This is a genomic window from Geodermatophilus sp. DSM 44513 (genome assembly GCF_032460525.1).
Taxonomy (GTDB): Bacteria; Actinomycetota; Actinomycetes; order Mycobacteriales; family Geodermatophilaceae; genus Geodermatophilus.
The window spans coordinates 2,582,336-2,595,407 of the sequence record NZ_CP135963.1 but is presented as its reverse complement, the minus strand read 5'-3'; the positions used below and the strand labels follow the sequence as shown (position 1 = coordinate 2,595,407).

Sequence of the window (13,072 nt, the reverse complement as noted above, 5' to 3'; positions counted from 1 at the left end):
CTCCGGGGGTCCGACGATCATGCACTGGCCGTCGTAACGTCCCGCACATGCCGAGAACCGCGACCGCTGAGCGGGTCGACCGCGCCGCCCTCGAGGACTTCCTCCGTCCCCGCCACCGGGCGGTGCTGCTCACCCGCCGCAGCGGGGGCGGCGTGCAGCTGTCCCCGGTCAGCTGCGGGCTGGACGAGCGGGGCCGGGTGGTCGTCTCCACGTACCCGCAGCGGGCCAAGGCGGTCAACGCCCGGCGGGACCCGGCGGTCTCCCTGTGCGTGCTGTCCGACGACTTCGACGGCCCGTGGGTGCAGGTCGACGGGACCGCCGAGGTGCTCGACCTGCCCGAGGCGCTCGAGCCGCTGGTCGACTACTACCGGGCCATCAGCGGCGAGCACCCCGACTGGGAGGAGTACCGCGCGGCGATGACCCGGCAGGGCAAGTCGCTGCTGCGCGTCACCGTCGAGCGCTGGGGCCCGATCGCCACCGGGGGCTTCCCCCCGGAGCTCGCCGACAAGCCCTGAGGCTTGCCCCGGCCCGGCACAGCGGGCACGCTCCCGCGGTGCCCTTCGTGCTCAGCGTCGCCCGGCACGGCGCCCGCCCCGGCCCGGACCGGGTCGGTGGCGTGCTGCGGCGGCTCGCGGACGACGTCCCCGCGGCGCCGGCCACCGAGCGGACGGCGGGCGAGGAGCTCGAGGGGGTCCTGACCGACCCCGCCGTCGTCGTCGACGTCGTCCTGCGGCTGGTGCGCGAGGGCGCCCGCAGCATCGGCGTGGGGGCCGGGCCACTGCCGGACGGCGCCCGCGGCGGGCCGGCGCACCTGCACGCGCGGCGCGCCCTGGAGGCGGCCGGGCAGCGCGGCGTCCGGCTGGCCGTGCGCGGCGCCGTCCTGCCCGACGCCGCCGACGCGCAGGCGGTGCTCAGCGCGCTGGCCGTGGTGGTGCAGCGCCGCAGCGCCCCGGCGTGGGAGGCGGTCGCGCTGGTCGGCGCCGGGCGGACCCAGGCCTCCGCCGCGGCCACCCTGGGCATCTCCCGCCAGGCGGTGGGCCAGCGGCTGGCCGCCGGGCTGTGGGAGCTGGAGCGCGAGCTGCGCCCCACCGCGGTTCGGCTGCTCGAGCGCGCGGCCGGGTGACCCGCGGCACCGGATCCGCCTCCGGGCACCGGCAGCCGTCGCGCGGTGATCACCCGGCGGGGGAGAATGCGTTCCGCATCTGCGCCGTCCGTCCCTGGGAGGACCCGTGTCCGAGTCGACCACCACCGGCGGTGTCCGCAATGCCGACCTGCTCGCCGTGTACTGCAACGACCACCTGGCCGCCTCCGTCGGGGGGATCGAGCTGGTCGGCCGGATGATCGGGGTGCACCGCGGCACCGCGTACGAGCCGCCGCTGCACCAGCTGCGCGCGGAGCTGCACGAGGAGAACGACGCGCTGACCGCGTTCCTGCACACCCTCGGTCTCCCGGTGCGGCACTACAAGCAGCTGCTGCTGTGGGTGGGGGAGAAGGTCACCCGCGCCAAGCTCAACGGGCGGGTGTTCAGCCGCTCGCCGCTCAGCGACGTGGTGGAGTTCGAGTTCCTCGCCTCCGCCGTCCGGGCCAAGCGCAGCGGCTTCGAGACGCTGCGCGCGATCGCCGAGGTGGAGGACCGGCTCGACGAGGCGCTGCTGGACCGGCTCATCGAGCAGGCCGACCGCCAGCACGCCTGGCTGACCGGCGCGCGGCGCGAGGTCGCCGCGCGCACCTTCGGCGGCCGGGTCGACGCGGCCGAGGAGGCGGCGGACTGAGGCCCGGCGCCGTCCCCGCCGGCCGTGCCGACCTCCTAGGCTCGACGCCGTGACCGGACAGCAGGGCAGCGGTGGGATCGACCCGGGCGTCATCGAGCTGGCCGGTCGGGTCTTCGACCTGGCGCGCGCCGGGGCCACCGAGCAGCTCGCCGCCTACCTCGACGCCGGCGTACCGGTCGACCTGACCAACGACAAGGGCGACACGCTGCTGCTCCTCGCCGCCTACCACGGGCACCCCGACACCGTCACCGCCCTGCTGGACCGCGGTGCCGACCCCGGCCGGGTCAACGACCGGGGGCAGACGGCCCTGGCTGCGGCGGTGTTCAGGCAGTCCGGGGACGCCGTGCTCGCGCTGCTGCGCGCCGGTGCCGACCCGGACGCCGGCGGCCCGACCGCGCGGGAGACCGCGGTGTTCTTCGACCTGCCGGCCATGGGCGCACTGCTGGACGGTGCGCGTTCCTGATCCGGCCGGCCCGGCGTGCCAGGGTGGCACCCGGCGGACCCGGCGTCCCGCGGAGGAGGGCCCATGACCGGTGAGCACGCGTCCCCGACCGGCCTGCGCCGTCCCGGTCCCGCGGCCTGAGACGGGGCGACCGTGGCCGTGCAGCGAGGTGTCCCGCCGTCCAGGGCCGGCGGTCCGGTGACCACCGGGTCCACCGCCCTGCCGCCGGCCGTCGCCGCCGAGGTGCAGGGTTCCGCGCTCGAGGCGCGGGCCGCCGCGGACGCCGGTGCCGCGCCCGAGCCGCCGCCGGAGTCCGGCCCCGGTCCGGCGACCGGCGGCATGCCGCGCTGGATGGTGCTGCTGATCGGCGCGGCCACCGCCACGATCGCGATCGCCGGGGTGCGCTCGATCGCCTGGCTGGTCGGCCCGGTGCTGCTCGCCCTCGTCGTCGTGGTCGCGCTCGCCCCGGTGCAGCGCTTCCTGCAGCGGCACGGCTGGCCGCGGTGGGCCAGCACCACGGTGCTGCTCCTGGTGGTGTGCACCGTGCTGCTCGGCTTCGTCAGCCTGCTCGTGGTGTCGGTCGCCCAGTTCGCCGCGCTGCTGCCGGCCTACGCGGGGGAGGCCGAGGCGCTGGTCGCCTCGGTCGTCGACGACCTCAACGACCGCGGCATCGTCTCCGGCCAGCTCTCCGACCTCGTCGCCCAGTTCGACTACGGCCAGCTCGTCGGCGTCGCGACCGGGGTGCTCGCCGGGGCCACCGACACCGCCTCCACGCTGGTGCTGCTGCTGGCGGCCCTGGTGTTCCTGTCCATCGAGTCCGGCGGGTTCGGCCGGCGGCTGGCGCTGGTCGCCGCCGACCGCCCGCACCTGCCGATCGCCCTGGGGCTGTTCGCCCGCGGCACCCGCAGCTACCTGTGGGTCAGCACCGTCTTCGGTGCCGTCGTCGCGGTCGGGGACACGGTGGCGCTGGCGATCATCGGCATCCCGCTGCCGGTGGTGTGGGGGCTGCTGTCCTTCATCACCAACTACGTGCCCAACATCGGGTTCGTCCTCGGCCTGGTGCCCCCTGCGATCCTCGCCCTGCTCGACGGCGGGTGGAGCGACTTCTGGACCGTCGTCGCCGTCTACGCGCTGCTCAACTTCGTCGTCCAGACGCTGATCCAGCCGCGCTTCGTCGGGGACTCGGTGGGCCTGTCGATGACGGTCACCTTCGTCGCGCTGCTGTTCTGGGGCTGGGTGCTCGGCGCGCTCGGTGCGCTGCTGGCCATCCCGCTGACCCTGCTGCTCAAGGCGCTGCTCGTGGACGTCGACCCGCGCGGGCAGTGGCTGGACGCGCTGCTGCGCGAGGAGCCCCGGGCCCCCCGGACCAGCCGCGCCCGGCAGCGCGCGCACGCCCGGCGGGCGGCCCTGGCCTCGGTCCGGGCGCTGCACGTGCCGCGGCCGCACCGACGCCCGCCGGAGGAGTGAACGCGCAGGTCAGGGCGGAATGTCGGACCCCTGGAGGACGTTGTCACCACGTCGGGCACCTCGCCCGGCGCGACGTCGGGAGGCGGCATGAAGGGCGATCGGGTCGAGGTCGTGATCGACGCGGGCGGCAGCACGCGCACCTACGAGATCGAGGCCACGCGGGCCGGCCGGCGGGTGGACGTGCGCCACGGCCGCGGGCTCGTGGAGGTCACCGAGACCACCCGCGGGGGCACCACCGTGCGCACCGCGCGGTTCATGGCCGGTCGGGTCCTCGCGCTGGTGGAGCACCCGGCGCCGCGGCCGGCGCTGGAGGACGACGCGGACGTGACGCCGCTGCGCCAGAGCGCCTGAGGGAGGACCCTCCTGCCCCCACCGCTCGCAGGCTCGGGGCGGGCCCCTGCAGGAGGGCCGCCGCCACCGAGGGCGCGGGCCGGGGGACCCGGTCGGGTGAGGTGGCACCGGCCCCGCACGCCGGGGCCGGTCGCGGGGCCCGGGTGCGGTAGACACGTGCGGCGTCCGCCCGTCCCGCGTCCCCCGGAGGTCCTCCTGTGCTGGCCAGCATCGGTTACGCCGTCGCCTACACCGGGGTCGGCATCGTGCTGCTGACCCTCGGCTTCCTCGCTCTCGACCTGCTCACCCCCGGCCACCTCGGCCGGCACATCCACGAGCAGCGGTCGATCAGCGCCGGCGTCGTCCTGGCGGCCGGGTTCCTCGCCCAGGGGCTGGTCATCTTCGCCGCGATCTGGACGAACGCCACCAGCGGGTTCGGCGAGGCGCTGCTGTACACGGTGGTGTTCGGCGTGCTGGGCGTGCTGCTGCAGGCGGTGGCGTTCGTCGTGCTCGACCTGGTCACCCCCGGCAAGCTCGGCAACCACGTCACCGAGGTCGGCTTCCACCCGGCCAGCCTGGTGCTCGCCGCCGTCCAGCTGGCCGTCGCGGGCATCGTCGTGGCCAGCATCTGGCCGTGACGCGCCGCGTCGGGGCTACCCGCGGGTAGCCCCGCGGTGGCCGCCCGTACCGTGTCGGTCAGCGCACCGCGGACGGTGCAGATGCGGAGAGGACGACACATGACCGAGTCGAACAGCACCGGCCCCCGCGTGGCCATCGTCACCGGGGCCGCCCGTGGCATCGGCGCGGCCGTCGCCCGCCGGCTGGCCCAGGACGGGTTCGCCGTGGGCGTGCTGGACCTGGACGAGGCCGCGGGCAAGGCGACCGTGGAGGCCATCGAGGCCGCCGGCGGCCGCGCGCTCGCGCTGGGCGCGGACGTCAGCGACGCCGAGCAGGTCGAGGCCGCGGTCGCCCGGGTCGCCGCCGAGCTGGGCGCCCCGACGGTGCTGGTCAACAACGCCGGCGTCATCCGCGACAACATGCTGTTCAAGATGACCGAGGTCGACTGGGACGTCGTCATGAACGTGCACCTGCGCGGCGCCTTCCTGATGACCCGCGCGGTGCAGAAGCACATGATCGACGCCCGCTGGGGCCGGATCGTCAACCTGTCCAGCACCTCGGCGCTGGGCAACCGCGGCCAGGCCAACTACGCGACGGCCAAGGCCGGCCTGCAGGGCTTCACCAAGACGCTGGCCATCGAGCTCGGCAAGTTCGGCGTCACCGCCAACGCGATCGCCCCGGGCTTCATCCAGACCGAGATGACCAAGGCCACCGCCGACCGGATGGGCGTGGCGTTCGAGGACTTCATCACCTACGCCGCCAAGGAGATCCCGGTGCAGCGCGTCGGCCAGCCCGAGGACATCGCGCACCTGGCCTCGTTCTTCGTCAGCGAGGGTGCCGGCTTCGTCTCCGGCCAGGTCGTCTACGCCGCGGGCGGCCCCCGCGCCTGACCCGCCCCACCGAGGGTGTGCACCGAGGCCCCGTTCCCCCGCCGGGAACGGGGCCTCGGCGCACCCGCTCCCGCCCGGGCATGGCGGTGCGTGCGGCGCTGTTCCACCTGGCGTGTTGAAGGACCCTCCTGCCCCCCACCACTCGCAGGCTCGCGGCGGGCCCCTGCACGAGGGCCTGCGGCTCGTCCTGCTCGGTGACTCCCTCGCCCACGGGTCCGGTGCCGCCGGGCCCCGGGACGCCCTCGGCCCACGGCTGGCCGCGGCCCTGACCGGCGCCGGCTACGACGTCGAGCTGTCCGTGCTCGCCGTCCCCGGGGCCGTGTCCCGCGACCTCGCCGCCCAGGTCCGCCGCGCCGCGCCGCTGGAGCCGGACCTCGCCGTGGTGCTCGTCGGCGCCAACGACCTGGCCCGGCTGGTGCCCCCGGCGCAAGCGGCCGCAGCGCTGGGGTCGGCGCTGCAGGAGCTGCGCGCGGCCGGCACCGACGTGGTCGTCGTCCCCGCCCCGGACATGTCCACCGTGCCCTGGGTGCCGCCGGCGCTGCGGCCCCTGGTGCAGGCCGCCTCGGTCCAGCTGCAGCGGGCGCAGGCGGCCGTCGCCCGCTCCGCCGGTGCCATGGTGGCCGCCGTCTCCGACGCCGTCACCGCCGCGTTCGGCACCGACCCGGCGCTGTTCTCCGCCGACCGCTTCCACCCGTCGTCGGCCGGCTACGCGCACATCGCGCAGGCGCTGACGCCGTACGTGGTGGCAGCCGCCCACGCCCGCCGGGACGGCGCCGCGGCCTGACGGAGGACCCCTCTGCCCCCCACCGCTCGCAGGCTCGCGGCGGGGCCCTGCACAGGGGCCGCCCCGCAGGAGGGCGGGGTCAGGCCGTGTGGTGCACCTCCTGCAGCCGGTACACCGGGGTGGGGATCCCCTCGTAGCGGGCCTTGAGCTGCAGCGCCAGGTACAGCGAGTAGTGCCGCGACTGGTGCAGGTTGCCGCCGTGGAACCACAGCCCGGGCTGCTGGGTCGGCTTCCACATGTTGCGCTGCTCGCCCTCCCACGGGCCCGGGTCCTTGGTGGTGTCCGAGCCCAGGCCCCACACCTTGCCCACCCTGTCGGCGACCTCCTGGCTGATCAGGTCCGCCGCCCAGCCGTTCATCGACCCGTAGCCGGTGGCGTAGACGACCAGGTCGGCGGGCAGCTCGGTGCCGTCGGCCAGGACGACGGCGTCCTCGGTCAGGTGGTCGACCTGCCCGTGCGCCAGCTTGACGTCGCCGTTGGCCACCAGGTCGGCGGCACCCACGTCGATGTAGTAGCCCGAGCCGCGGCGCAGGTACTTCATGAACAGCCCGGAGCCGTCGTCGCCCCAGTCCAGCCGGAAGCCGGCGTCCTCCATCCGGCGGTAGAAGTCCGCGTCGCGCTCCTTCATCTGCTGGTACAGCGGGATCTGGAACTCGTGCATGATCCGGTAGGGGATGGAGGCGAAGACCAGGTCGGCCTTCTCGGTGGTGACGCCGTCGGCGACGGCCTGCTCGCTGTAGAGGGCGCCCAGGCCGATCTCCATGAGCGAGTCGCTCCGCACGATGTGCGTCGAGGTGCGCTGCACCATCGTCACGTCGGCGCCGACCTCCCAGAGCGCCCCGCAGATGTCGAAGGCGGAGTTGTTGCTGCCGACCACCACGACCCTCTTGCCGGCGTAGCCGTCCGGGCCGGGGTGCTGCGAGGAGTGCTGCTGCTCGCCGCGGAAGACGTCCTGGCCGGGCAGCGAGGGGTGGTTGGGCTTGCCGGACATGCCGGTGGCCAGCACCAGCTGCTTCGGGCGCAGGGTCATCGGCTGCCCGTCGCGGTCGACCTCGACGGTCCACTCCTGGGCCTGTTCGTCGTAGGACGCCGAGCGCACCGCGGTGCTGCCCCAGTAGGGGATCTCCATGACGGTCACGTAGAACTCGAGCCAGTCGCCGATCTTGTCCTTGGGGGCGAACACCGGCCAGTTGTCCGGGAACTTCAGGTAGGGCAGGTGGTCGTACCAGACCGGGTCGTGCAGGCACAGCGACTTGTACCGGCTGCGCCACTGGTCGCCGGGCCGGGGCAGCTTGTCGACGACGAGGGCCGGGACGCCGAGCTGGCGCAGCCGGGCGCCGAGCGCGATGCCGCCCTGCCCGCCGCCGACCACGAGCACCTCGGGTTGGGTGGTGACCCCGAGACCGGCCTCCTCCTGCTCGCGCCGCTCGCGCCAGGTGAGCCGCTCCCGGTTCGCACCGTGCTCGGCGCCCATCGGCCGGCGTTCCCCCAGCGGCTCCTCGTGGCCCTTCAGCTCGTAGAGGGTGGTCAGCAGGGTGAACGCCCTCGTGCCCCCCTCGGTCAGCCGCAGGTGTCCGCGGCCGCGGCCGACGGCGGTCTCGAACTCGATCCAGGCGCTGATGACGCCGTCGTCCTCGGTGGGCTCCTCGCTGGCGCGCAGGCCGGTCGGGTCGGTGCGGTCGAGGGTCTCGCCGAGCAGGTCGCGCACGCCGTCGGGGCACTCGACGGTGGTGATGTTCCAGGTGAAGGCGACCAGGTCCCGCCAGAAGCTGGTGGCGGCGAACATGCCGGCCGCCCGGTCGACGTCGCGGGCGGTGAGCGCGGCCTGGAAGTCGGTCAGCCAGGCGGCGGTGCGCTCGGCAGGGGAGCCGGTGGTGTCCGGCCGGTCGATGGTCTGCGTCACGGGGGAGTGCCTCCTGCGTCGTCACGACTCCGGTCGCCGCCAGCAGACCCGCCCGGCCCGGGCAGGGGGAGCGTTGCAGGGGGTTGCAGCGCCTATGGTCGTGGTGCAGGTCACACGGGAGGAGCTGCCGATGACCACTGCCCAGAGCGCCCTGCCCTCCGGGGTCGACCCGCTGGTGCACACCCGGCTGCTCGCCCGGGTGCGCGCCGCCGCCCTGACCGGTGGCACCCCGCCGGCGTCGCCGCGGCCGGTGATCGGCGCGTCCTGGCGGCGGCTGCGCGGGTGCGGCCTGGACCCCTCGCGGACGCCGGACGTCGCGCCGCTGGACGGGCCGGAGCTGGAGCGCCGGCGGGCGGAGAGCGGCCTGGCCCCGCTGCTGCCGCTGCTGCGCGAGCGGCTGCTGCCGGTGGCCCGGGACGCCGGGCAGGTGCTCGTGGTGGCCGACGCCGGCTCCCGGGTGCTGTGGCGCGAGGGCGGTGCCGGGGTGTGCCGGCGGGCCGACCGGCTGGGTTTCGTCGAGGGATCGGCGTGGGACGAGGACGTCGTCGGCACCAACGCCATCGGCACCAGCGTCGTGGTGCGCGCGTCGCTGCAGGTGCACGCCGCCGAGCACTACGCCGAGGGCCACCAGCCCTGGACCTGCGCCGCCGCGCCGCTGCGCGACCCGGTCACCGGCCGGGTGCTGGGGGTGGTCGACCTGTCCGGCCCGGCCTCCACCGTGCACCCGAGCACGATCGCCCTGGTCGACGCGGTCGCCGCGCTGGCCGGCCACGAGCTGTCCCGCGTCCACGTGCGGCACGTCGAGCGGCTGCGGACGCTGGCCGCGCCGCTGCTGGCCCGCCTCGGCGGCCCGGCGCTGGTCGTCGGCGTCGACGGGTGCACCGCCGCCGCGGCCGGCCTCGCGGCCCCCGACCGCGTCCTGCTGCCCGAGCAGCTGCACCCCGGTGCAGCCTGGGTGCCGGCGCTCGGCCACTGCACCGTGGAACCGCTCCCCGGCGGCTGGCTGCTGCGCCCGCAGCGCCCCGCGGACGACGACCGGCCCGCCGCACTGGTGCTCGACCTCACCGGCCCCCGCCCGCGGGCGCAGGTGACCGGGCCCAGCGGCAGCTGGACGGCGTCCCTGAGCCTGCGGCACGCCGAGATCCTGCTCGCCCTCACCGGGCAGCCGGCCGGGCGCTCGGCGGCCGCACTGGCCGGCGACCTCTTCGGCGACCCGACGCGGACCGTCACCGTGCGCGCCGAGGTCTCCCGGCTGCGCCGCACGCTCGGGTCGGTGCTCCTGACCCAGCCCTACCGGGTCGACGAGGACGTCGACGTGCAGGTGCTGCTGCCCACGCCGGTCGCCTGGCTGCTCCCGGCCTCGACCGCGCCGCTGGTCGAGCGCCTGCGCCGCTCGTGATGGAAGGACCTCCCTGCCCCCCACCGCTCGCAGGCTCGCGTCGGGACCCTGCAGGGAGGCCGTTCCAGCACCTCACCAGAGGGACAGCGAGCGGGTGTAGATGCCGGCGACGTCGTCCTCGGTGACGTCCCGGGGGGCGGTGGCCAGCAGCCGCTGCTGCTTCATCGTGCCCTCGACCAGGTCGGGGACGTCGCCCTCGTCGTAGCCCACCGCGCCGATGCCGCCCGGGATGCCGATGTCGCGCATCAGCGCGGTCAGCACCGACGGGAGGAACTCCGCGGGGTCCCCGGTCTGCTCGGCCTGCGGGTCCAGCAGCCGGGCGGCGCGCAGGTGCCGGCCGGGGTCGGCGTCGAAGGTGAACCGGAAGGCCTCCGGCGCGGTCAGCGCCACCGACATCCCATGCGGGATCATCGGCTCGTCGGCCGGGTAGCCGTCGGGGTGGAACCCCTTGACCCGCCCGGCGATCGGGTAGGCGTTCGCGTGCGGGATGTGCACGCCGGCGTTGCCGAAGCCCAGCCCGGCGAAGGTCGCGGCCATCGCCATCTCCGCGCGGGCCGCCTCGTCGGAGCCGTCGCGGACCGACCGCCGGAAGGACCCGGCCAGCAGCGACATCGCCTTCTCCGACCACATGTCGCCGATCGGGTTGGAGCCGTTGTAGGGCACCCGCTGCTCGGGCCGCTTGCGCTCGTAGGTGGTGTAGGGCCGGGCGGTGTAGCTCTCCAGCGCGTGGCAGAGGATGTCCATCCCCGCCGCCGCGGTGACCCCGGCCGGCTGGGTGCGGGTCAGCACCGGGTCGACGACGGCGAGCGTGGGCCGCAGCCGGACGTGGCTGATGCCGGCCTTCACCTTCAGCGACAGCACGTCGAGCACGCAGACGGTGGTGCTCTCCGCGCCGGTGCCGGTCGTGGTCGGGACGGCGACCAGCGGGTTGAGCGGGTTGACCGGCGCGCGGCCCCCGCCGACCGGCGCGTTGACGTAGTCCATCAGCTCACCGGGGTTGGTGGTGAGCAGGTTGACCGCCTTGGCGGTGTCGATGCTCGACCCGCCGCCGACCGCGACGATCGCGTCCCACGGGCCGTGCTCGCGTGCCCAGTCGACGGCGGCCTGCATGCTCTCGTCGGTCGGCTCCACCCGGGCGCCGTCGTAGACGTACGCCTCGATGCCGAACCCGGTCATCTGGTCGGCCACTCGCTGCGGGTGGCCGGTGGCGGCCACGCCCGGGTCGGTGACCACGAGCACGCGCCGCGCGCCGGTCTGCGCCAGGTCGTGGCCGATCTCGTCGGAGGCGCCGGGCCCGAACTTCAGCTGGGGCGCGCCGTAGGTGAAGACGCTCTCGGGGTTCGCGGGGGTGTAGCTGGACGCTGCCATGGGGGTGGCCCCTCCTCGATCGACGCTGGCCGGGTCGGGTGCTGCGCCTGGAGTCTCCCGGAGTGGATCCGTCCGCGTCAGGCCGACGGATCCACCCCGGTCGGCTCACTCGGTCGGCGGCTCGTCCTTGCCGGACTCCTCGGCCTCGTCGGCCTCCTCCTTGGTCCGGTGCACCGCGCCGTCGGCGTGCTCCGGGGGGCCGTAGACGGTGTAGAGGACCAGCGGGTTCGGGCCGGTGTTGACGAAGTTGTGCTTCGCGCCGGCCGGGACGACGACCAGGTCGCCCTGCGCCACGGCCTTCTTCGACCCGTCGATGCGCGCCTCGCCGGTGCCGCTGACGAAGGTGAGGATCTGGTCGATGTCCTCGTGCACCTCCTCGCCGATCTCGCCGTCCGGCGGGATGGTCATGACGACCAGCTGGGTGTTCTTGCCGGTCCACAGCACACGGCGGAAGTCGGCGTACTTCTCCGCCTCCGTGGCGATGGTGTAGTGGATGACGGACGCCATCGTGGGCTCCTCTCCTCGGTCGGGCACGGGTCCGTGCGGCCGCGGCCCTGGCAGGCCCGGCGGACGACGTCCCTCCTGCCCGCGGTCCGCGCCGGTCATGCCTGGTCGCACCGCACCCGGCCGCCCACGTCCGGGACCGGCCCGGGCCGCGTCCGGTGGTGACCGATCTCACCGGCGGACCGGGAACGATCGGCGGCGGGCGTGACGATGTGCCTGGGGTGAGCACGCCGACCGCCACCCGCCCGACGGCCCGGACCTACGCCGTGTGGCTCGTGGCGCTGGCCGCCTACACGGTCGCGGTCTTCCACCGCGCCTCCCTCGGCGTCGCCGGGGTGGCCGCCCAGGAGCGCTTCGACGCCGGGGCCTCGGCGATCTCGCTGTTCCTCGTCGTGCAGCTGGTCGTCTACGCCGCCATGCAGGTGCCGGTGGGCGTGGCGCTGGACCGGTTCGGCTCCCGGCGGCTGGTCCTCGCCGGCGCCCTCACCATGGCCGCCGGGCAGGCCGCCCTGGCGCTGGCCGGTGACGTGCCGACGGCGATCGCGGCGCGGGTGCTCGTCGGTGCCGGTGACGCGATGACCTTCGTCAGCGTGCTGCGGGTGGTCGGCTTCTGGTTCCCCGGCCCCACGGTGCCGCTGGTCACCCAGCTCACCGGCATCCTCGGCCAGTTCGGGCAGATCGTCGCGGCCTACCCCCTGGTCACGCTGCTGCAGTGGGCGTCCTGGGAGTCCACCTTCCTCGGCGCGGCCGCGGTGAGCCTGCTGGTCGCCGTCCTGGTGGCCGTGGCGCTGCGCGACGCACCCCCGGGCACCGTGCTGGCCCCGCCGGTCGGGCTCGCCGAGGTGCGCCGCGGCCTGGCGCTGACCTGGCAGGAGTCGGGCACCCGGATCGGTCTCTACACCCACCTGGTCACCCAGTTCTCCGGCACCGTCTTCGCCCTGCTGTGGGGCTACCCCTTCCTGGTGCTCGGCCAGGGTCTCGCCCCGGCGACCGCGGCCGGCCTGCTCACCCTGCTGGTGCTCGTCGGCATCGGCGTCGGCCCGCTGCTGGGCCGGCTGTGCGGGCGCTGGCCGCTGCGCCGCTCGGACCTGGTCTTCGGCATCCTCGGCGCGACCGTCGTGGCGTGGACGGTCGTGTTGCTGTGGCCGGGCCGCGCGCCGCTGTGGCTGCTGGTGGCGCTGGTCGTCGTCCTGGGCACCAACGGGCCCGGCTCGATGATCGGGTTCGACTACGCCCGCACCTGGAACCCCGCCGAGCGGCAGGGCAGCGCGACCGGGGTGGTCAACGTCGGCGGCTTCGTCGCCTCCCTGCTCACCGTGCTGGCCGTGGGCGCGGTGCTCGACGTGCTCACCCCCGGCTCCTCGACCGACTACCCGCTGGACGCCTTCCGCGCCGCGTTCGCCGTCCAGTACGTGTTCTGGGCGGTCGGCCTGGTCGGCGTGCTGCGCCACCGCCGCGAGCTGCGCGCGCGGCTGGCCCGCGACGGCGTCGTCCTCGCCCCCCTCGGGGTCGCCGTGGGCGCCCGGCTGCGCGGCCGGTCCGCCTACCGCTGAGCGCGCACCCCGGCGCACGCCGGGCGGCGGGTCGACCGGCTA

At 75.3% G+C, this 13,072-nt stretch carries 14 protein-coding genes; 11 read left to right on the top strand and 3 right to left on the bottom strand.

The window, feature by feature from the left end; translation table 11 throughout:
* The first annotated feature begins 47 nt into the window (after nucleotides 1–47).
* The 9 genes from RTG05_RS12555 (at nucleotide 48) to RTG05_RS12515 (ending at nucleotide 6,303) form a co-directional block, all read left to right on the top strand.
* Nucleotides 48–515, top strand: a complete 468-nt coding sequence (locus RTG05_RS12555; RefSeq protein WP_166528920.1) for a PPOX class F420-dependent oxidoreductase — start codon at nucleotides 48–50, stop codon at nucleotides 513–515.
* 38 nt (nucleotides 516–553) lie between these two features.
* Entirely contained in the window at nucleotides 554–1,123 is a 570-nt protein-coding gene (locus tag RTG05_RS12550; RefSeq protein ID WP_166528919.1) for a hypothetical protein, read from the top strand.
* A gap of 106 nt (nucleotides 1,124–1,229) precedes the next feature.
* Nucleotides 1,230–1,772 carry a hypothetical protein gene (locus RTG05_RS12545; protein ID WP_166528918.1) on the top strand — a complete coding sequence of 181 codons (543 nt, stop codon included), beginning with the start codon at nucleotides 1,230–1,232 and terminating at the stop codon, nucleotides 1,770–1,772.
* Nucleotides 1,773–1,821: 49 nt separating this feature from the next.
* Complete coding sequence (locus RTG05_RS12540; protein WP_315911844.1) at nucleotides 1,822–2,235, top strand: ankyrin repeat domain-containing protein; 414 nt, start codon at nucleotides 1,822–1,824, stop codon at nucleotides 2,233–2,235.
* 177 nt (nucleotides 2,236–2,412) lie between these two features.
* Entirely contained in the window at nucleotides 2,413–3,681 is a 1,269-nt protein-coding gene (locus tag RTG05_RS12535) for an AI-2E family transporter (protein ID WP_315911843.1), read from the top strand.
* Nucleotides 3,682–3,768: 87 nt separating this feature from the next.
* A complete protein-coding gene (locus RTG05_RS12530; RefSeq protein ID WP_166528916.1) occupies nucleotides 3,769–4,032 on the top strand; it encodes a DUF8836 family protein in 264 nt (87 codons plus the stop codon).
* A gap of 197 nt (nucleotides 4,033–4,229) precedes the next feature.
* Nucleotides 4,230–4,649 (top strand): DUF350 domain-containing protein, encoded by a 420-nt coding sequence (locus RTG05_RS12525; protein ID WP_166528915.1) that lies wholly within the window; start codon nucleotides 4,230–4,232, stop codon nucleotides 4,647–4,649.
* A gap of 99 nt (nucleotides 4,650–4,748) precedes the next feature.
* Nucleotides 4,749–5,519, top strand: coding sequence for a 3-oxoacyl-ACP reductase FabG (fabG, locus tag RTG05_RS12520; RefSeq protein WP_166528914.1), 771 nt, complete (start codon nucleotides 4,749–4,751; stop codon nucleotides 5,517–5,519).
* A gap of 115 nt (nucleotides 5,520–5,634) precedes the next feature.
* On the top strand, nucleotides 5,635–6,303 hold the full coding sequence (locus tag RTG05_RS12515) for an SGNH/GDSL hydrolase family protein (RefSeq protein WP_315911842.1): 669 nt from the start codon (nucleotides 5,635–5,637) through the stop codon (nucleotides 6,301–6,303).
* Between the two features lie 79 nt (nucleotides 6,304–6,382).
* Here the strand turns inward: RTG05_RS12515 and RTG05_RS12510 are convergent, their stop codons facing one another.
* A complete protein-coding gene (locus RTG05_RS12510) occupies nucleotides 6,383–8,206 on the bottom strand; it encodes a flavin-containing monooxygenase (RefSeq protein WP_166528913.1) in 1,824 nt (607 codons plus the stop codon).
* A gap of 130 nt (nucleotides 8,207–8,336) precedes the next feature.
* Here RTG05_RS12510 and RTG05_RS12505 point away from each other — a divergent pair, with 130 nt between their 5' ends.
* Nucleotides 8,337–9,605, top strand: a complete 1,269-nt coding sequence (locus tag RTG05_RS12505) for a GAF domain-containing protein (RefSeq protein ID WP_166528912.1) — start codon at nucleotides 8,337–8,339, stop codon at nucleotides 9,603–9,605.
* Nucleotides 9,606–9,677: 72 nt separating this feature from the next.
* Here RTG05_RS12505 and RTG05_RS12500 read toward each other — a convergent pair whose 3' ends face one another.
* Together RTG05_RS12500 and RTG05_RS12495 are read right to left on the bottom strand one after the other, a co-directional pair.
* The gene (locus RTG05_RS12500; RefSeq protein WP_166528911.1) at nucleotides 9,678–10,973 is read right to left on the bottom strand and encodes a hydroxyacid-oxoacid transhydrogenase; all 1,296 of its coding nucleotides are present in this window, start codon (nucleotides 10,971–10,973) and stop codon (nucleotides 9,678–9,680) included.
* Nucleotides 10,974–11,078: 105 nt separating this feature from the next.
* Nucleotides 11,079–11,480 (bottom strand): cupin domain-containing protein, encoded by a 402-nt coding sequence (locus tag RTG05_RS12495; protein WP_166528910.1) that lies wholly within the window; start codon nucleotides 11,478–11,480, stop codon nucleotides 11,079–11,081.
* Nucleotides 11,481–11,698: 218 nt separating this feature from the next.
* Between RTG05_RS12495 and RTG05_RS12490 the strand changes: the two genes are divergently transcribed.
* Nucleotides 11,699–13,030 (top strand): MFS transporter, encoded by a 1,332-nt coding sequence (locus tag RTG05_RS12490; protein ID WP_166528909.1) that lies wholly within the window; start codon nucleotides 11,699–11,701, stop codon nucleotides 13,028–13,030.
* The last annotated feature ends 42 nt before the right edge of the window (nucleotides 13,031–13,072 follow it).